The 18,006-nt window shown below is 68.6% G+C and carries 16 protein-coding genes; 4 read left to right on the top strand and 12 right to left on the bottom strand.

Translation table 11 applies throughout. The features are described 5' to 3' along the window. Window positions 1–284: 284 nt before the first annotated feature. From AB0M30_RS08270 to AB0M30_RS08255, 4 genes are read left to right on the top strand one after another with little or no spacing between them, the layout of a single operon-like run. Window positions 285–557, top strand: coding sequence for a hypothetical protein (locus AB0M30_RS08270; protein ID WP_364581469.1), 273 nt, complete (start codon window positions 285–287; stop codon window positions 555–557). After that, on the top strand, window positions 554–1,165 hold the full coding sequence (locus AB0M30_RS08265) for a DUF3558 domain-containing protein (protein ID WP_364581467.1): 612 nt from the start codon (window positions 554–556) through the stop codon (window positions 1,163–1,165). The genes AB0M30_RS08270 and AB0M30_RS08265 overlap by 4 nt, the downstream gene beginning before the upstream one ends. Then, window positions 1,165–2,487: a hypothetical protein gene (locus AB0M30_RS08260; protein WP_364581874.1), complete on the top strand. Its 1,323-nt coding sequence runs from the start codon at window positions 1,165–1,167 to the stop codon at window positions 2,485–2,487. Before AB0M30_RS08265 ends, AB0M30_RS08260 begins: the two co-directional genes overlap by 1 nt. Continuing rightward, window positions 2,487–3,152, top strand: coding sequence for an ESX secretion-associated protein EspG (locus AB0M30_RS08255; protein ID WP_364581465.1), 666 nt, complete (start codon window positions 2,487–2,489; stop codon window positions 3,150–3,152). Before AB0M30_RS08260 ends, AB0M30_RS08255 begins: the two co-directional genes overlap by 1 nt. Before the next feature lie 50 nt (window positions 3,153–3,202). Here AB0M30_RS08255 and nuoN read toward each other — a convergent pair whose 3' ends face one another. Genes nuoN through AB0M30_RS08195 form a run of 12 tightly spaced genes read right to left on the bottom strand, consistent with a single transcriptional unit; the run spans window position 3,203 to window position 18,006 of the window. Further along, complete coding sequence (nuoN, locus tag AB0M30_RS08250) at window positions 3,203–4,774, bottom strand: NADH-quinone oxidoreductase subunit NuoN (protein WP_364581462.1); 1,572 nt, start codon at window positions 4,772–4,774, stop codon at window positions 3,203–3,205. 2 nt (window positions 4,775–4,776) lie between these two features. Next, a complete protein-coding gene (locus tag AB0M30_RS08245; protein ID WP_364581460.1) occupies window positions 4,777–6,327 on the bottom strand; it encodes an NADH-quinone oxidoreductase subunit M in 1,551 nt (516 codons plus the stop codon). After that, the gene (gene nuoL, locus AB0M30_RS08240; protein ID WP_364581457.1) at window positions 6,327–8,228 is read right to left on the bottom strand and encodes an NADH-quinone oxidoreductase subunit L; all 1,902 of its coding nucleotides are present in this window, start codon (window positions 8,226–8,228) and stop codon (window positions 6,327–6,329) included. Before nuoL ends, AB0M30_RS08245 begins: the two co-directional genes overlap by 1 nt. 10 nt (window positions 8,229–8,238) lie before the next feature. Then, entirely contained in the window at window positions 8,239–8,538 is a 300-nt protein-coding gene (nuoK, locus tag AB0M30_RS08235; protein WP_003081840.1) for an NADH-quinone oxidoreductase subunit NuoK, read from the bottom strand. Then, on the bottom strand, window positions 8,535–9,410 hold the full coding sequence (locus tag AB0M30_RS08230) for an NADH-quinone oxidoreductase subunit J (protein WP_364581454.1): 876 nt from the start codon (window positions 9,408–9,410) through the stop codon (window positions 8,535–8,537). Before AB0M30_RS08230 ends, nuoK begins: the two co-directional genes overlap by 4 nt. Next, on the bottom strand, window positions 9,407–9,931 hold the full coding sequence (nuoI, locus tag AB0M30_RS08225) for an NADH-quinone oxidoreductase subunit NuoI (RefSeq protein ID WP_086678351.1): 525 nt from the start codon (window positions 9,929–9,931) through the stop codon (window positions 9,407–9,409). Before nuoI ends, AB0M30_RS08230 begins: the two co-directional genes overlap by 4 nt. After that, complete coding sequence (gene nuoH / locus AB0M30_RS08220) at window positions 9,918–11,267, bottom strand: NADH-quinone oxidoreductase subunit NuoH (protein WP_364581451.1); 1,350 nt, start codon at window positions 11,265–11,267, stop codon at window positions 9,918–9,920. Before nuoH ends, nuoI begins: the two co-directional genes overlap by 14 nt. Beyond that, complete coding sequence (locus AB0M30_RS08215; protein WP_364581449.1) at window positions 11,264–13,735, bottom strand: NADH-quinone oxidoreductase subunit G; 2,472 nt, start codon at window positions 13,733–13,735, stop codon at window positions 11,264–11,266. Before AB0M30_RS08215 ends, nuoH begins: the two co-directional genes overlap by 4 nt. After that, on the bottom strand, window positions 13,732–15,027 hold the full coding sequence (gene nuoF / locus AB0M30_RS08210) for an NADH-quinone oxidoreductase subunit NuoF (RefSeq protein ID WP_360177817.1): 1,296 nt from the start codon (window positions 15,025–15,027) through the stop codon (window positions 13,732–13,734). The genes AB0M30_RS08215 and nuoF overlap by 4 nt, the downstream gene beginning before the upstream one ends. Then, complete coding sequence (gene nuoE / locus AB0M30_RS08205) at window positions 15,027–15,884, bottom strand: NADH-quinone oxidoreductase subunit NuoE (RefSeq protein WP_364581447.1); 858 nt, start codon at window positions 15,882–15,884, stop codon at window positions 15,027–15,029. The genes nuoF and nuoE overlap by 1 nt, the downstream gene beginning before the upstream one ends. After that, window positions 15,881–17,260, bottom strand: coding sequence for an NADH-quinone oxidoreductase subunit D (locus AB0M30_RS08200; RefSeq protein WP_364581445.1), 1,380 nt, complete (start codon window positions 17,258–17,260; stop codon window positions 15,881–15,883). Before AB0M30_RS08200 ends, nuoE begins: the two co-directional genes overlap by 4 nt. After that, window positions 17,257–18,006: an NADH-quinone oxidoreductase subunit C gene (locus AB0M30_RS08195; RefSeq protein WP_364581443.1), complete on the bottom strand. Its 750-nt coding sequence runs from the start codon at window positions 18,004–18,006 to the stop codon at window positions 17,257–17,259. Before AB0M30_RS08195 ends, AB0M30_RS08200 begins: the two co-directional genes overlap by 4 nt.

Below are 18,006 nucleotides of genomic sequence, written 5' to 3'. Positions count from 1 at the left end.
CACCGAGAGGGCCGCCGCGGCCCTTGTGACCTTGCTTTTCCGTGGTGGGAACCCTGGTAGGGTGCGGAGCGTCGGATACGCAGGGTGCTCGGGGTGGAGCGCACTGCAAGCTAGGGGAGAGCTGATGACGACGGACGTGTGCCGTGGTTGAGGGACCGGTTTATGACCCGGGCGGGGATTGGCGGCTGCCTGGGCCGGACGGGGTTCCGGTTGCCGGGGCGTATGGGGGTGGGGGTGACGGGGGTGCGGGGTTCGAGTACGACGAGGAGACCCTGCGTGAGCTGATGCACGAGTGGAACGACCTGGCCCGTGAGTTTCAGGAGGACCGCGAGCAGGCTCGAGCCATCGCGACCACGCACGGTCCCGGCCTGGAGTACGCAAGTGCCGGCAACGCCGAAAAGATCCGCGCCTCGGGTGACGCGCTCGATACCGCCCTTCAACAACGGGTGGAGTATTGCCGAGCGATGGCGGAGAAGTTCGCAAAGGCGCTAGGCAAGTACGCTGCGACCGAGGAAACGCAGGTTTCCGAGATCAAGCAAACAGGAGGAACGCTGTGATCCGCCGCTCACTTGTACTGTTCGGCGCATCCCTCCTGTTCTTAACGGCGTGCTCAGACACAAAAGCCGGGACGGCTTCACCCGTGACCACTTCATCAACCCGGGCGAATGCCGTACCAGGTCCCGGCGTACCCAAGGTCGATACACCTCTGGACACCACCCGATTCAAGCGAACTCCGTGCGAATCCTTGGCCGTCGAAGAAGTCACGACACTTCTCGGCTCAGGCGCAACAGCTAAAGAGGAGCTGAGCGCACCGGGTGGCCCTACGTGCAACTGGCAACCGGCAGGAACCACCCAAGCGACTGTCGGCATCATCTTCAACAAGGTCAACCAGGCTGGCCTGACCGCGATTTACCAGCAGCAAGGGTCAACATTTCGTCTCTTTATGCCAGTGGCCCCGGTGGGGGGCCTGCCAGCCGTCGCGTACGGACTGAAGGATGAGCGTGCCACGAGCGGCCGATGTGCGATCGCTGTTGGAACCAGCGACCACGAGATGATCGATGTCTCCATCACTCAGTCCGAAGCGAATGTCGGCAACAGCGATCCCTGCGCAGCTGCACATGAAGTCGCCGAGAAGGTTGTTGAAAACATCAAGGGGGCGCAGTGATGGTCACCGAGTCACCGCTGACCGCAGCCGAAATCTACGCACAAATTACAGGGGGAGAAGGCTCTAGCTCTCTCTCCGACGCCCAACGTGACGCTGATCATCTGACCACTCGGATGGTGGAACGGGCTCAGCGGATCAGCGCTCTCCGGGCCAAGACCATGTCCGGCTGGCGTGGAGACGCCGGGGAGGCCGCCGCTGATGCCACTCGGCCTCTTGTGCAAGCCGCCGCTGATGATGCTGTTCATCTTCAGAATGCTCGGACTGCTGTTGGGGCTCAGATGGATGCCTTTGGTACTGCCAAGAACTCCGTCAAGCCTGTTGCCGCCCAGCCGCCGGTGTTGGGGGTTGATGATGTTTTGCACGCCATCAGTGACAAGGGTTGGGATTCCTACCACACCAAAGTTGCCGGGTGGCAAGCTGACAGCCAGGCCAATATCGACGCCTTCAGCGCCTACCACTCCGCCAGCTCCGCCAATGGCGGGCAAATGCCCGCCCAATACGCCCAGCTCGCCGACACCGGCGCTGCCGTCTCGATGAGCGGGAGCACCTCCACCGAACGGAAAGCCGAGCCCACCGATACCGGGGAATGGGCTCGGAATCCTCGGCAGACGCAGGTTCCCGCCCAGGATCGGCAGACCGTTCGGCCCGGGCAGACCCGAGGCACGGATGGGAACCGGACGCAGGCGGCAACCCAGCAAGACCAACAGCACCAGCAGCACCAACAGGACCCGCAAACCCAGCAGAACCAGCAGAACCAGGTCCGGCCCAGCACCACCAACCCCGAGAACACCCACGCCAACAACTACGTCCCCAAACCCTTCCTCCCCGCCGCTCAGGGCGGGTACGAGTTCGGGCCTACCGGGCAGCCCATCAGCAACCTGACCGGCACCGGCACCGGCACCGGCACGAACTTCCCCGGCGGGTTCGGGCCGGGGACCGGGCCGTACGCCGGCGTTGGCTACCAGCCCGGGACCGCAACTCCAGGAACCGGCACAGGAACCGGCACAGGGACCGGATCACGCCCCGGGACACCAGGACTCGGAAACCGGTTGAACCAGCCCGGCCCCGGAAGCAGCACCGGGGCACGACTCCCCGAAGAACGCCTCCCCGGCGCCAACCCCGCCCGCGGCTCGGCCGGCGCCCGGGGCGCCAACGGCCTGCCCATGGGCGGCCCCATGGCGGGCCGCGGCGGCAAAGAAGAAGACCGGGAAAAGAAAAAGGCTCCCTACCTGCAAAACCCCGACCCCGACGAAACCTTCGGCGGCTTCATCGAAAAGCCCATGCCGCCCGTCATCGGGGAAAACCGGAACAGAAAACCATAATGGCCGTCTTCTCGCTGACCACCCTGCTCACCGCCATGCGTTCCGTCGGGTGCGGTGATCCGCACCCCGTCCTGGCCAAAGGACTGCGCTACGTCCCGCCATCCGCCGCGAAACGGGTTGGCCGGGATGCCTTCGAAGAACTCAGCCCCTACGGGTTCGTCCAAGGTGACGGCTTCACGCCCGACTTCGAAGAGCGCCTGCGCCTCATCGGCCACCCCGCCCGGGAATACTTCGCCTACGCGCGGGACACCACCGAACAAATCGGTGTCCTCGTAGCCGTCAACCGCCGGGACAAGGTGTGCGTTGTCTGCCGGGACGACCAGGTCGAACTCACCGACGTCGGCACCCACCCCGCCGACGCGCTCGTCGCGGCCCTGCCCCGGTACCGGCCCGCGGACATCAAGCCCTTCTCGCTCCCCCAAGAAGACTTCCGGAACCAACCGGAGAGCGACGTCTTCGACGACGCCCCCGCCCGCAGCCGGGAAGCACAAGAACTCGACGCCCTCTTCCAGCAGCCGCACTACGGCGTTGGGCAGCTCCACACCGGAGACAAGACCGTCAGCTACCTCGATCTGGCCTCCGGGCGCGTCGGGATCGCCCTCGCCGACGGCTACATCAGCGTTCTGCCCGGTGAACCCAAAACACTGAGCCAGAAACTGAAATAGGGCCGCCACTCCCCCGGAAAACGGGAAAGTGGCGGCCCGAAAAAGAACCCTCAGAAAGCGAACCCGCCCGAACCGGCCCAGCCGAGCGCGAACGCCGGGACCAGGCCCAGCACCAGCGTCACCGCCGTGCCCAGGAAGATCGCCGTCCCGGTGCCGAAGCCCGGGACCGACACCGAGGGCCCGTCCGCCGCCGGCTCGGAGAAGTACATCAGGACGATCACGCGCAGGTAGAAGAACGCCGCCACCGCGCTGAACACCAGGGCGATCACCACCAGCGGGGCCATGCCGTCCGACAGCGCCGCCGAGAACACCACGAACTTCCCCACGAACCCGGACGTGAGCGGAATCCCGGCCAAGGCCAGCAGCAAGAACGTGAAGACCCCCGCCACCAGCGGCGACCGCTTGGCCAGCCCGGCCCACGCCGAGAGGTGCGTCGCCTCGCCCGAGGAATCCCGGACCAGGCTGATCACGCCGAACGCCGCCAGCGTCGTGAAGCCGTACGCCAGCAGGTAGAACAGCGTGCTCGACAACCCGTCCTTGGTCATCGCGATCGCACCGACCAGCAGGAAGCCCGCGTGGGCGATCGACGAGTACGCCACCATGCGCTTGACGTCGGTCTGCGTCAGGCCCAGCACCGCGCCGATCACCATCGAGATGATCGCCACGCCCCAGAGGACCCCGCGCCACTCCCACGAAGTCGACGAGAACGCCACCGACAGCACCCGCAGGATCCCGCCGAACGCCGCGACCTTCGTGCACGCCGCCATGAACGCCGTCACCGGCGTCGGCGCGCCCTGGTACACGTCCGGGGTCCACGTGTGGAACGGGCCGACCGAACCCTTGAACAGCAGGCCGACCACCAGCAGCCCCAGCCCGGCGAACAGCAGCGTGTCCGACCGGTCCGAACCCGCCGCCGCGGCCGCGATGTCGCCCAGCTTCACCGAGTTCGCGTAGCCGTACAGCAGCGCCAGGCCGTACAGGAAGAACGCCGAGGAGAACGCGCCCAGCAGGAAGTACTTGACCGCCGCTTCCTGGGACAGCAGGCGGCGGCGGCGCGCGAGGCCGCACATCAGGTACAGCGGCAGGGAAAGCACTTCCAGCGCGATGAACATCGTCAGCAGGTCGTTCGCCGCGCAGAACGCCATCATGCCGCCGAGCGCGAACAGCGTCAGCGGGAACACCTCGGTCTGCATGACCGTCGCCGTCTGGGCGCGGTCCTGGACCGTGCCGGGACGGATGCCGGCCTGGGCGACGAGCGCGCCGCCCGGCTCGACCACCCGATCCGAAATGAGCAGCACCGCGCCGACCGCCAGCGCCAGCAGCGTGCCCCAGAGGAACAGCGCCGGCCGGTCGATCGAGATCGCGCCGCTGAACGTCGTCACGCCGGCCGCCGGCGAGTCGGAGACCGCGTACTTGATCAGCCAGGCGCCCGCGGCGACGATCGCCAGCAAGCTCAGCCCGACCTGCACGCCGAACCGCGAGCGCTTCGAGGCGAACGCCTCGACCAGCACGCTGACGCAGGCCGCACCGAAGATGATCAGCACCGGCAGCACGGCGTTGTAGTCGACCGACGGCACCTGCACCGGCGGCTCCGGTGCCTGGGTCAGGAGGATGTCGAGCACTTTTACTTGCCTCCCTGGACCGCGGACAGCGTCTGCTGCACCGTCGGGGTGACTGTGTCGAGCACCGGCTTCGGGTAGAAGCCGAGAACGAGGATCAGCACGACCAGCGGCGCGAGGATCGCGATCTCCCGGCCGTTGAGGTCCGTGATGGCCTTCTTCGCGCCCAGTTCCGGCGCAATGGCCGTGCCCGGGCCCCCGCCGACACCCACCAGGGCGTCACCGCGGACCGGGCCCTGGAAGACCCGCTGGTAGAGCCACAGGACGTACGCCGCGGCCAGGACCATGCCCACCGTGGCGAGGATCGTGTACACCGGCTGGTCCACGAAGGACCCGATGAGCACCAGGAACTCCGAGACGAAGGAGTTGGTGCCCGGCAAGGACAACGTCGACAGACCCGCGAGGAGGAACAGGCCCGCGAGCAGCGGGGTCACCTTCGCCATGCCGCCGTAGTCCGAGATGCGGGACGACCCGCCGCGCGCGATCACCAGGCCGATCACCACGATCAGCATGCCGGTCGCGAGGCTGTGGTTCAGCATGTACGTCGCCGAGCCGACCATCGCCTGCTCGTTGAACGCGAAGATGCCCAGCGAGATGAAGCCGAAGTGGGCGATCGAGACGTAGGCGATGAACCGCTTCATGTCCCGCTGCCCCGCGGCGAGGATCGATCCGTAGAGGACGCCGATCACCGAGAGCACCAGCACCAGCGGCGCCAGGGTCCGACTCGCGTCCGGGAACATCGGCAGGCAGTAGCGCAGGAACCCGAACGTGCCGACCTTGTCCAGGACGCCGACCAGCAGGACGGCGACGCCGATCGGCGCCTCCCCCGCCGCGTCCGGCAGCCAGGTGTGGAACGGCACCAGCGGCGCCTTGATCGCGAAGGCCAGGAAGAACCCGAGGAACAGCCAGATCTGCGTGGACAGCGGCGCGTCGCGCACCACCGTCACCAGCGTGGCCCAGTCGAACGTGCCCTTGCCGAGCTTGTCCGCCGCCAGCGAGTACGCCCCGATCGCCGACGCCAGCATGATCAGGCCGCCGAGGAACGAGTAGAGGAAGAACTTCACCGCCGCGTACTGCCGGTTCGCGCCGCCGTAGCCGCCGATCAGGAAGTACATCGGGATCAGCATGATCTCGAACAGCACGTAGAACAGGAAGACGTCGGTCGCGGCGAACACGCCGATCGTGAGCGCCTCCTGCAGCAGGATCAGCGACAGGAACCCGCCCGCGCTGCGGCCCGGCGGCAGCTTGTCCAGCGTGCCGAGCCCGCCGACGACGATCGGCACCAGCAGCGCGATCACCGCGATCATGATCAGCGAGATGCCGTCGGTGCCGAACGCGATGTGCACGCCGAAGCTGGGGATCCAGTCGAAGCTCGACGTCATCTGCAGCCGCGCGCCCGAGGGCGAGTAGCTGAGCCAGAACGGGATCACCAGCAGGAACTCGAGGATCGAGAACCCGAGCGCGGCCAGCACCGCGGCGCGGTCGTTCCCCTTGAGGAACGCCAGCACCAGCGAGCCGGCGAGCGGCACCAGGATGAGGATGAGCAACCAGGTCATCAGGAGAACCTCACCAGCAGGAGAGCCGCCAGAAGCAGGAACGTGCCGCCCAGCATCGACAGCGCGTAGGACCGGACGAACCCGGTCTGGAGCCGCCGCAGCCGGCCGGACCCGCCGCCGAGACCGGCGGCCAGGCCGTTGACGGCGCCGTCGACGCCGCGGTTGTCGACGAACACCAGCGCCCGCGAGAGCCAGGTGCCCGGGCGGGCGACCAGCGTCTCGTTGAGCGTGTTGCCGTACAGGTCCTTGCGCGCCGCCCGGGTGACGAACGAGACCCGCTGGGGCTGCTCGACCGGGATGTCACGGCGGAAGATCAGGGCGGCGATCACCACACCCAGCACGGAGAACACGATCGCGGCGAGGGAGATGACCCAGGCGTCGAACGGCGCGTGGTGGGCTTCCTCCAGCTTGCCGACCGAGGGGGTCAGCCACTCGGAGAAGCGGTCACCCTGCCAGAAGAAGAAGCCGGCGCCGACCGAACCGACCGCCAGGACGGCCATCGGGATCCACATGACCGCCTTCGACTCGTGCGGGTGGAAGTCCCGGCCGTCGGAGGACTTGATGTCCTTCCAGCGCTCCTTGCCGAAGAACGTCATCATCATCAGGCGGGTCATGTAGAAGGCGGTGAGCCCGGCGCCGAGCAGCGCCGCGCCGCCCATCACCCAGCCGCGCCAGCCGCCCTGGCCGAACGCCGCTTCGATGATCGCGTCCTTGGTGAAGAAGCCCGACAGCGGCGGGATGCCGATCAGGGCCAGGTAGCCGAGGCCGAAGGTGATGAAGGTGATCGGCATGTGCTTGCGCAGCCCGCCGAACTTCCGCATGTCGACCTCGTCGTTCATGCCGTGCATGACCGAGCCGGCCCCGAGGAACAGCCCGGCCTTGAAGAAGCCGTGCGCGACCAGGTGCATGATGCCCAGCGCGTACGCGATGGGCCCGAGCCCGACGGCCAGCATCATGTAGCCGATCTGGCTGACCGTGGAGTACGCGAGGACCTTCTTGATGTCGTCGTACGCGCAGCCGATGATGCACCCGAGCAGCAGCGTCACCGTGCCGACCAGCGTGACGATCAGGCGGCCGTCCTCGGTGGCGTTGAAGATGTCCTTCGAGCGGGCCACCAGGTAGACACCCGCGGTCACCATCGTCGCCGCGTGGATGAGGGCCGACACCGGGGTCGGGCCCTCCATCGCGTCCGGGAGCCACGCCTGCAGCGGGAACTGGCCGGACTTACCGCAGGCACCCAGCAGGAGCAGGATCGCCATCGCGGTGATCGCGCCCGGCGAGAACTTGCCGTCGCCGACCGCCTGGAAGACCTGCGCGTAGCCGGTGGAGCCCGCGTACTTGAACATGATGAAGATCGCCAGCGCGAGCCCGACGTCCCCGACGCGGTTCATCAGGAACGCCTTCTTCGCCGCGGTCGCGGCGGACGGGCGGCCCTGGTACCAGCCGATGAGCAGGTAGGACGCGAGACCCACACCCTCCCAGCCGAGGTACAGCGTCACGAAGCTGTTGCCCAGCACCAGGATCAGCATCGAGGCGACGAAGAGGTTCAGGTACGCGAAGAAGCGGTACCGGCCCTCGTCGTCGGCCATGTAGCCGATCGAGTAGTAGTGGATCAGCATGCCGACGCCGGTGATGAGCAGCACGAACGTCAGCGACAGCGCGTCGATCCGCAGCCCGAAGTCCACCTGCAGCTGCCCGACCGGGATCCACGAGTACACCTTGACGTCGGTCGCCGTGCTCGTGTTCGCGCTGAAGAACAGGATCAGCCCGTAGATGAAAGCCAGGGTGACGGTGGCACAGCCGAGCAGATGCCCCCAAGCCTTCGCGCGCTTGCCCGCCAGCAGCAGGATCAGCGCGCCGAGGGCAGGGAGGGCCACCAGCAGCCACGATGATGCGGTCACTCGGTGTCTCCTAGTACTTCAGCAGGTTGGTGTCGTCGACCGAGGCCGAGCGCCGGGTGCGGAAGATGGCCATGATGATCGCCAGGCCGACCACGACCTCGGCGGCCGCGACGACCATGACGAAGAACGCCATGATCTGGCCGTCGAGCCCGCCGTTGATCCGGGCGAAGGTGACCAGCGACAGGTTCACGGCGTTGAGCATCAGCTCGATGCACATGAACACGACGATCGCGTTGCGCCGCACCAGCACGCCGACCGCGCCGAGCGCGAACAGCAGCGCCGACAGCAGCAGGTAGTACGTGGGGGTCATGCCTTCTCCCCTTCCGAGACTTCCGGGGCTTTCGAAGCACCCTCGGAGCCGACCAGCGCGTGCGCGTCCGCGTGCGGGCCCTCGTCCGCGACGAGCTTGCGTTCCTTCGCCAGCTCGATCGCCGAGGTCGACTCGATGATCGCCGACAGCGACTCCGGGGCGATCGAGCCGTCCGGCAGCAGCGCCGGGGTCGCCACGGAGTTGGCGGTGGCGAAGACACCCGGGCCGGGCAGCGGCGACGGCCGGTCGTGCTCACCGCGGAAGCGCAGCAGCACCAGTTCGCGCTGCGAAAGCTTGCCGCCCTTGCCGTGGCGGTCGGTGAAGGCCAGCACCATCGCGCCGATGGCGGCGGTGATGAGCAGCGCCGACGTCAGCTCGAACGGGAACAGGTAGTCGGTGAAGATCAGCCGACCCAGGCCCTTCGGGCCGCCGCCCGCCGGGGTGGCCGAGTCGAGCGGGATGGCCGGGGTGACGTTCTCCATGGCCCGGTAGATGCCGGTGGCCAGCAGCGCGGCGAGCCCGATGCCGAGCACCGTCGCGGCGAGCCGCTGTCCACGCAGGACTTCGACGACCGAGTCCGAACTCTCCCGGCCGACCAGCATCAGCACGAACAGGAACAGCATCATGATCGCGCCGGTGTAGACGATGATCTGCGTGAAGCCCAGGAACGGCGCCGACTGGATCATGTACAGCGCGCCCAGGCTCAGCATGGTCAGCACCAGCCACAGCGCCGAGTGGACGGCGTTGCGGGAGAAGATCATGCCAAGCGCGCCGAGCAGCGAGACCGGGCCGAGGACCCAGAACGCGATCGCTTCGCCGGTGGAGACACCCGCGGAAGCGTTCGGCGCCGCGGCCAAGAGGGCGGTGATCACTTGACGCCCTCCCCGCGTGCCAGTTCGGGGCCGTTCACGTAGTAGTCCTGCTCGTTCTCGCCGAGCCGCATCGGGTGCGGCGGCTGCTCCATGCCGGGCAGGAGCGGCGCGAGGAGGTCTTCCTTCGTGTAGATCAGCCGCTGACGGTCGTCGTCGGCCAGCTCGTAGAAGTTGATCATCGTCAGCGACCGGGTCGGGCACGCCTCGATGCAGAGGCCGCAGCCGATGCAGCGCAGGTAGTTGATCTGGTAGTCCGCGCCGTACCGCTCGCCCGGCGAGAACCGGGCTTCCTCGGTGTTGTCACCGCCCTCGACGAAGATCGCGTCCGCCGGGCACGCCCACGCGCACAGCTCGCAGCCGACACACTTCTCGAGGCCGTCCGGGTGGCGGTTCAGCTGGTGCCGGCCGTGGTAACGCGGGGCGGCGGGCGCGCCGGCCTCCGGGTACTCCTCGGTGGCGACCTTCTTGAACATCATCCCGAAGGTGACGCCGAAGCCCTTGACGGGATCAAGAAACCCCATCTTGTGCCCCTTCCTGTGCGGTACCGACGGCCGCCGGCTTGCGGCGGGCCGCCTTCGCCTCGGCCTTGGCCAAAGCCTTCTGACGCGGGGTGGTCTGCGGAACCTTGAGGTCCAGCGGCGGCACCGGGAACCCGCCGCCGGTCACCGGGACGCTCTCGCTCTCTTCTTCCCGGCCCGCGGCGCGGACGTAGAAGAACAGCGCGACGACGATGAAGATCGCGACCGCGGCGATGATGATGGACGCGGTGTTCCAGGTGATGACCTTCGCGAAGGTCACCATGATGATCCACACCAGGTTCAGCGGGACCAGGACCTTCCAGCCCAGGCGCATGAACTGGTCGTAGCGCAGGCGGGGCAGCGTGCCGCGCAGCCAGATGAACCCGAAGAGCAGGACGAACATCTTGGCGAAGAACCACAGCACCGGCCACCAGCCGGTGTTGAGCACGTTGTTCCCGATCAGCGACAGCGGCCACGGGGCCATCCAGCCGCCGAGGAACAGCGTCGTCGCGAACGCCGAGACGATCACCATGTTCACGTACTCGGCGAGGAAGAACATCGCGAACTTCATCGAGCTGTACTCGGTGTGGAAGCCGCCGACCAGCTCCGACTCGGCCTCGGGGAGGTCGAACGGGGCACGGTTGGTCTCGCCGACCATCGAGATCAGGTAGATCACGAAGCTGGGGACCAGGTAGAGGAACCACGCCGGCTGCTGCTTGGCGACGATGTCGGCCAGGTTCAGCGACCCGGCCTGCAGGATCACCGCGACGATCGACAGGCCCATCGCGATCTCGTAGGAGATCACCTGCGCCGCGCTGCGCATGCCGCCGAGCAGCGGGTACGGCGAGCCGGACGACCAGCCGGCGAGCACGATGCCGTAGACGCCGATCGAGGAGCAGGCCAGGATCACCAGCGCGCTGACCGGCAGGTCGAGCAGCTGGAGGACGGTCCGCTCGCCGAAGATCGACACGACCGGCCCGAACGGGATGGCCGACAGTGCGATCAGCGAGGGCACCACGCAGACGACCGGGGCGAGGAAGTACACCTTGCGGTCGGCGGTGTCCGGGATGATCTGTTCCTTGAACGGCAGCTTGATCGCGTCCGCCAGGGACTGCAGGTAACCGCCGGGGCCGACGCGGTTGGGGCCGGGCCGGTTCTGCATCCGGCCGACCGCCTTGCGCTCCCAGACGATCAGGAAGATCGTCAGGATCGGCCCGATCAGCAGGATGACCACGCACTTGAGCAGGATCAGCCACAACGGGTCGTCCGCGAGCAGTGCCGCCCGCGTCGCCGCGTCGGGGACGGTCCCGACGGCGGCTTCGGTCAGCAGCGGGGTCATTGCCCACCTCCAGCGAGGTTCACGACGGCGCCGTGTCCGGCACCGAGCGTCTTGGCCACGGCGGAGCCGTCGGAGTTGCCCGGCAGCCACACGACGCCGTCGGGCAGGTCCGCGATCTCCACCGGCAGCGTGATCGCACCGCGTTCGGTGCTCACCCGCACGGTGACGCCCAGGCCTTCCGCGGTCTTCGCGGACAACCGCGCGACCGGGGTGCGCTGGGTGCCCTTGAGGTGCGGCTCGCCGTCCTGCAGCGAACCGTTGTCGATCAGCTGGCGCCAGGTCGACAGGATCGCCTGGCCGGCGCCCGGCGTCGCGGGCGGCGCGACCTCGGCGGCGACGTGGCTCCAGCGCAGCGCCGAGGCCTGGCCCAGCTTCTCGAAGTCACCGCGCGCGGCGGCCGGGGTCTGCGTGAACAGGTCCGCGTCCATCTCGACGGCGAGGGTGTCGAGCACCCGGCAGTCCGGCAGGGCGCCGGTGCCTTCGAGGGTGACGTCGAACGGGCGGGTGCGGCCCTCCCAGTTGAGGTAGCTGCCCGCCTTCTCGTCCGACGCGGCCACCGGGAGCACGACGTCCGCGCGCTCGGTCACCGCGCTGTGCCGCAGTTCGAGGCTGACGACGAACCCGGCGGTGTCCAGCGCGCGCAGCGCGAGGTCCGGGTCCGGCAGGTCGTACGGGTCGACGCCACCGACGACCAGGCCACCGAGCTCACCGGCCGAAGCGGCCAGCAGGATGTCGGTGGTGTCGCGGCCCGGGGTGGCCGGGAGCGGGACGCCCCAGGCGTTTTCGACGGCGACGCGGGCGGCGTCGTCGCCGACCCGGCGGCCGCCGGGCAGGAGCGACGGCACGCAGCCGGTCTCCAGCGCACCCCGGTCGCCGGCGCGGCGCGGGATCCACGCGAGCCGGACGCCGGTGCGCTCGACCAGGTCGTGCAGGGCGGCGAACAGGCCGGGGATCGCGGCGGCGCGCTCGCCGACCAGGACGACCGCGCCTTCGCCGCGCAGGCCCTCGTCGAGGTCCGGCGCGTGCTTGGCGATGCCCTCGACGGCCGCGGCTTCCTGGCCGGGGACGCAGGCGAGCAGCTCGCCGAACGTCTTGCGCACCGACGACGTCGTCCACTGTCCCAAGTGGACGACCCGGGTCTTGTTCCGGCGGGCCGCTTTGCGCAGCCGCAGGAACACGATCGGGGCTTCGTCCTCGGGCTCGAAGGCGACGCACAGGACCGTGCGGGCCCGCTCGATCTCGCCGAAGGTGACGCCGGACTCCGGCGTCACGCCCACGACGTGCGAGGTGAGGAACGCGAGTTCCTCGGCCGAGTGCGGGCGGGCGCGGAAGTCGACGTCGTTCGTCTGCAGGGCGACGCGCGCGAACTTCGAGTACGCGTAGGCGTCCTCGACGGTCAGCCGGCCACCGGGCAGGACGCCGACGCCGCCGTTGGACCGGGCTTCGACGAGCCCGGCGGCCGCGGCGCGCAGCGCGTCGGTCCAGGACGCCTCCTCCAGCTCACCGGTCTCGCGGTTGCGGACCAGCGGACGCCGGATGCGGTCGTCGGCGCCGGTGTAGCGGAAGGCGAAGCGGCCCTTGTCGCAGATCCACTCTTCGTTGACTTCGGGGTCGTCACCGGCCAGCTTGCGCTGGACCTTGCCGCGCCGGAAGTCGGTGCGCTCGGCGCACCCGGACGAGCAGTGCTCGCACACGCTGGGCGCGGACACCAGGTCGAACGGGCGGGAGCGGAACCGGTAGGCGGCGCTGGTGAGGGCGCCGACCGGGCAGATCTGGATGACGTTGCCGGAGAAGTAGCTCTGGAACGGCTGGCCGGACGTCGTCCGCGACGCGAGGTCCAGGACGTCCGCCGTCTCCGCGGTGCCGATCTGCTGGTGGGCGCCGCGTTCGAGGAGCTCGATGAACGGGTCGCCGGCGATCTCGCTGGAGAACCGGGTGCAGCGCTGGCAGAGCACGCAGCGCTCGCGGTCCAGCAGCACCTGCGTCGAGATCGGCAGCGGCTTCGGGAACGTCCGCTTGGTGTCGACGAACCGGGAGTCCGTGCGGCCGTGGGCCAAGGCCTGGTTCTGCAGCGGGCACTCGCCGCCCTTGTCGCAGATCGGGCAGTCCAGCGGGTGGTTGATGAGCAGGAGCTCCATCACGCCCTGCTGGGCCTTGTCCGCGACCGGCGAGGTTAGCTGCGTCTTGACGACCATGCCGTCGGCGACGGTCATCGTGCAGGACGCCTGCGGCTTCGGCATCGGCCGGCCGCCCATTTCGACCTCGACCAGGCACTGGCGGCAGGCGCCGGCCGGGGAGAGGAGCGGGTGGTCGCAGAACCGCGGGATGACCGTGCCGAGGCGTTCGGCCGTGCGGATCAGGAGCTCACCCTTGGGGGCGATGACCTCTTCGCCGTCGATGACCAGCTTGACGTGGCCTTCGGGGACCGGCGTCTCCTGGGTCTCTGGCTTGTCGGGCGCGATCGTCATGCCTGCGCTCCCACGAGTTCGGGCTTGGTCTGTTCGTGCCGGTTCTTCTCGCACAGCGCGAGGAACTCGTCCCGGAAGTACTTGATGCCGCTGGTGATCGGCGACACCGCGCCGTCGCCGAGGGCGCAGAACGACCGGCCGAGGATGTTGTCGCAGACGTCGAGGAGGGTGTCGATGTCCTCCTCGGTGCCGTGGCCCTCGACCATCCGCTCGAGGATCTGCGCCAGCCAGTACGTGCCTTCACGGCACGGCGTGCACTTGCCGCAGGACTCGTGCTCGTAGAACTGCGTCCACTTCATCACGGCCCACGGCACCGACACGGTCTCGTTGAAGACCTGGACGGCGGTGGTGCCCAGCATCGACCCGGCTTCCGCCGCGCCTTCGAAGTCCAGGGGAACGTCGAGGTGCTCGGCGGTGAACATCGGGGTGGACGAGCCGCCCGGGGTCCAGAACTTGAGCGGGATGCCGTCCTTCATGCCGCCCGCCATGTCCAGCAGCTCGCGCAGCGTCGTGCCGAGCGGGCACTCGTACTGGCCGGGCTTCTCGACGTGACCGGAGATCGAGTAGATCTTCGGGCCGGGCGACTTCTCGCGGCCCATCTCGCGGAACCAGCTGGAGCCGCCGTTGACGATGAACGGCGCGCTCGCGATGGTCTCGACGTTGTTGACCGTGGTCGGCGCGGCGTAGAGCCCCGCGGCGGCCGGGAACGGCGGCTTGAGCCGCGGCTGGCCGCGACGGCCTTCCAGCGAGTCGAGCAGCGCCGTCTCTTCGCCGCAGATGTACGCGCCCGCGCCCGCGTGGACGGTGATCTTGAGGTCGAAGCCCGAGCCGAGGATGTTCTCGCCCAGGTAACCGGCCGCTTCGGCTTCGCGCACGGCCGCGTTGAGGCGGCGGATGCAGTGCAGCGCCTCGCCGCGGACGTAGATGAAGCAGTGGTTGGAGCGCATCGCGTACGAGGCGATGATGCAGCCCTCGATGAGCGAGTGCGGGTCCGCCATCATCAGCGGGATGTCCTTGCACGTGCCCGGCTCGCCCTCGTCGGCGTTGATCACCAGGTAGTGCGGCTTGTCGAAGTTCGGCGGCATGAACGACCACTTGATGCCGGCCGGGAAGCCCGCGCCGCCGCGGCCGCGCAGGCCCGAGTCCTTGACCAGCTGGACGAGCTGCTCCGGCGTCCCGGCCAGGGCCTTGCGGACGGCGGTGTAGCCCTCGAGTGCCTCGTACGTCCCGATCTGCCAGGAGTTCGGGGACAGCCAGCGCTTCGTGAGGACCGGAGTGATGGGGTCAGCCACTACTTCTTCTCCACTTCTGGCAACGGCACATCGGAAGCCACCGGGGCGACCCAGCCGCGGTCCTGCGCGAGCTTCGCGCCCCGCAGCGTCTCGACGGCCTGCGACGGGCCGTCGACGTCCTTGCGGTAGGTCCGCTCGTCCTCCGGGAAGAACCCGGCGAGCTGCAGCTCGGCGCCCTTGAAGTTCGTCAGCGGCGCACCGCGCGTCGGGGCCGGCTTCTTGCCCGCCTGCAGCGCGTCGACCAGCGCGACGGCCTTCTCCTCGGTCTGGTTGTCGAAGTACTCGTAGTTGACCTGGATGACCGGCGCGAGGTCGCAGGCCGCGAGGCACTCGGCGTGCTCGAGGGTGATCGAGCCCGGCTCGTTCGGCGTGCCCGCGGTCTCGTTGTGCCCCAGCGGCTGCTCCTCGGAACCGAGGTGCGTCTGGAGCTTCTTGTAGATCGCGTCGCCGCCCATGGCCGCGCACAGCGTGTTGGTGCAGACGCTCACGAGGTGCTCGCCGCACGGACGCCGCTTGTACATCGTGTAGAACGTCGCGACCGCGCTGACCTCGGCGTCGGACAGGTCGAGCTGCTTCGCGCAGAACGCGATGCCCTCCTGGCTGACGTACCCCTGCACCGACTGCACGAGGTGCAGCATCGGCAGCAGCGCCGAGCGGGACATCGGGTAGCGCGCGATCAGGTCCTGCGCCTTGGCGTGGATGTCCGCGTCGAAGATGTCTTCCGGCGGCGCCTCGGTGATGATCCCGGCGGCGATATCGGGGTCCGGCGCGATGGCGACGACGTCGGTGTCCGGGCCGGTTGCCGCGTGCGTTGCCGCGGCGTAGTTCGGGCCCGGCTCGGGAACAGCTGTGGTCATCGGTCCACTCCCCCCATGACGGGGTCGATCGAGGCGATGGCGGCGATCACGTCGGCGACCAGGCCGCCCTCGGCCATGGCGGGCATCGACTGCAGGTTCACGAAGCTCGGTTCGCGCACGTGGACCCGCAGCGGCCGGGTGCCGCCGTCGGACACCAGGTGCACGCCCAGCTCGCCGCGCGGCGACTCGACGGAGGTGTAGACCTGCCCGGCCGGCACCTTGAAGCCCTCGGTGACCAGCTTGAAGTGGTGGATCAGGGACTCCATCGACTGGCCCATGATCTTCTTGACGTGCTCGAGCGAGTTGCCCATGCCGTCGCTGCCGATGGACAGCTGCGCCGGCCAGGCGACCTTCTTGTCCTCGACCATGACCGGGCCCGGCTCGAGCTTCTCCAGGCACTGCTCGATGATCTTGAGGCTCTCGTGCATCTCGTGCACCCGGATCAGGTAGCGCGACCAGCAGTCGGCGCCGTTGTCGACCGGGACGTCGAAGTCGAACTCGTCGTAGCAGGAGTACGGCTCGGTCTTGCGCAGGTCCCACGGCAGGCCCGCGGACCGCAGCACCGGGCCGGTGACGCCGAGCGCGAGGCACGCGTCGACCGGCAGGTACCCGACGCCCTTGAGCCGGTTGCGCCAGATCGGCTGCCCGGTGAAGAGCTTGTCGTACAGCGGAAGGCGTTCCTTCATCGTCTTGACGAACGCCTTGACGACCTCGACGTAGTCGGCCGGCATGTCCTGCGCGAGGCCACCGGGGCGGATGAACGCGTGGTTCATCCGCAGGCCGGTCAGGTGCTCCAGCAGGTGCAGCACCTCTTCGCGCTCGCGGAAGCCGAGCGTCATCGCGGTGGTGGCGCCGAGCTCCATGCCGCCGGTGGCGATGTAGACCAGGTGCGAGCCGATCCGGTTGATCTCCAGCAGCATCACGCGCAGCAGCTGCGCGCGGCGCGGGGCCTCGATCTGCAGCAGCTTCTCGACGCCGAGGCAGTACGCCATCTCCGTCGAAAGCGGGGCCAGGTAGTCCATGCGCGTCACGAACGTGACGCCCTGGGTCCAGGTCCGGTACTCGCAGTTCTTCTCGATGCCGGTGTGCAGGTAGCCGATGACCGACCGCAGCTGCGTGACGGTCTCGCCCTCCATCTCCAGCACGAGCCGGAGCACGCCGTGCGTCGACGGGTGCTGCGGGCCCATGTTGATGACCATGCGCTCGTCGTGCGCCGCGTCGGCGATGACGTCGTCCCAGTCGCCGCCGGAGACCGAGTAGACGCGGCCTTCGGTGGTGTCGCGGGAGTCGGCGTAGTTCGCGTTGTCCGTGCTGTCGCTGCCGGTCTCGGTGGTGCTCGTTCCGGTCGTGACGTCCGACAGGTTTTCGGTGCTCACGAGTACGACCTCCGCTGGTCCGGCGGCGGGATCTCCGCGCCCTTGTATTCGACCGGGATCCCGCCGAGCGGGTAGTCCTTGCGCTGGGGGTGGCCGTCCCAGTCGTCCGGCATCAGGATCCGGGTCAGCGCCGGGTGGCCGTCGAAGACGATCCCGAACATGTCCCAGGCTTCCCGTTCCTGCCAGTCGGCGGTCGGGTAGGTCTCCACCAGCGACGGCACGTGCGCGTCCTCGACGTCGAGGGTGACCTCGAGCCGGATCCGGCGCCGGTAGGTCAGCGACGTGAAGTGGTAGACCGCGTGCAGCCGCTGCGGGACGTCGACGCCGTAGTCCACACCGGACACCGAGGACAGCAGCTCGAACCGGAGGCCGCCGTCGTCGCGCAGGGTCTTCGCGATCGCGGGCAGGTGCTCGCGGGCGACGTAGAAGGTGATCTCGCCGCGGTCGACCGTCGTCTGGAGGATCGCCTCGGCGGGGATCTTGCGCTCGGCCAGCGCGGCGTAGAACTCGTCGGCGAAGGCGTCGAACCAGCCGCCGTACGGGCGCTCGGCCGGCGCCGGGCTGTACGCCGGGAGCCGGACGCCGCCGTAGCCGGAGGTGTCGCCGGTGCCGTGGACGCCGAACATGCCCTGGCGCTCGCGCCCGGTGACGACCGCCTCGGCCGCGCCCGGGCCCTTCGCCGTCAGGCCGGTTTCGGCTCGCTCGGCGCTCGACTGCTCTTCGCCGGGTTGGGGGTTCTCAGTCAT

The organism is Amycolatopsis sp. NPDC051716 (assembly GCF_040681595.1).
GTDB lineage: Bacteria > Actinomycetota > Actinomycetes > Mycobacteriales > Pseudonocardiaceae > Amycolatopsis.
Note: the sequence above shows the minus strand (reverse complement) of the source record. Positions and strands in the feature narration are given on the sequence as shown.

Coding starts and splice junctions, on each gene's coding strand:
- AB0M30_RS08270 (WP_364581469.1), top strand. CDS start 285: ATGCACGAGTGGAACGACCTGGCCCGTGAGTTTCAGGAGGACCGCGAG.
- AB0M30_RS08260 (WP_364581874.1), top strand. CDS start 1,165: ATGGTCACCGAGTCACCGCTGACCGCAGCCGAAATCTACGCACAAATT.
- AB0M30_RS08255 (WP_364581465.1), top strand. CDS start 2,487: ATGGCCGTCTTCTCGCTGACCACCCTGCTCACCGCCATGCGTTCCGTC.
- AB0M30_RS08245 (WP_364581460.1), bottom strand. CDS start 6,327: ATGACCTGGTTGCTCATCCTCATCCTGGTGCCGCTCGCCGGCTCGCTG.
- nuoK (WP_003081840.1), bottom strand. CDS start 8,538: ATGACCCCCACGTACTACCTGCTGCTGTCGGCGCTGCTGTTCGCGCTC.
- nuoI (WP_086678351.1), bottom strand. CDS start 9,931: ATGGGGTTTCTTGATCCCGTCAAGGGCTTCGGCGTCACCTTCGGGATG.
- nuoH (WP_364581451.1), bottom strand. CDS start 11,267: ATGACCCCGCTGCTGACCGAAGCCGCCGTCGGGACCGTCCCCGACGCG.
- AB0M30_RS08215 (WP_364581449.1), bottom strand. CDS start 13,735: ATGACGATCGCGCCCGACAAGCCAGAGACCCAGGAGACGCCGGTCCCC.
- nuoE (WP_364581447.1), bottom strand. CDS start 15,884: ATGACCACAGCTGTTCCCGAGCCGGGCCCGAACTACGCCGCGGCAACG.
- AB0M30_RS08195 (WP_364581443.1), bottom strand. CDS start 18,006: ATGACTGAGAACCCCCAACCCGGCGAAGAGCAGTCGAGCGCCGAGCGA.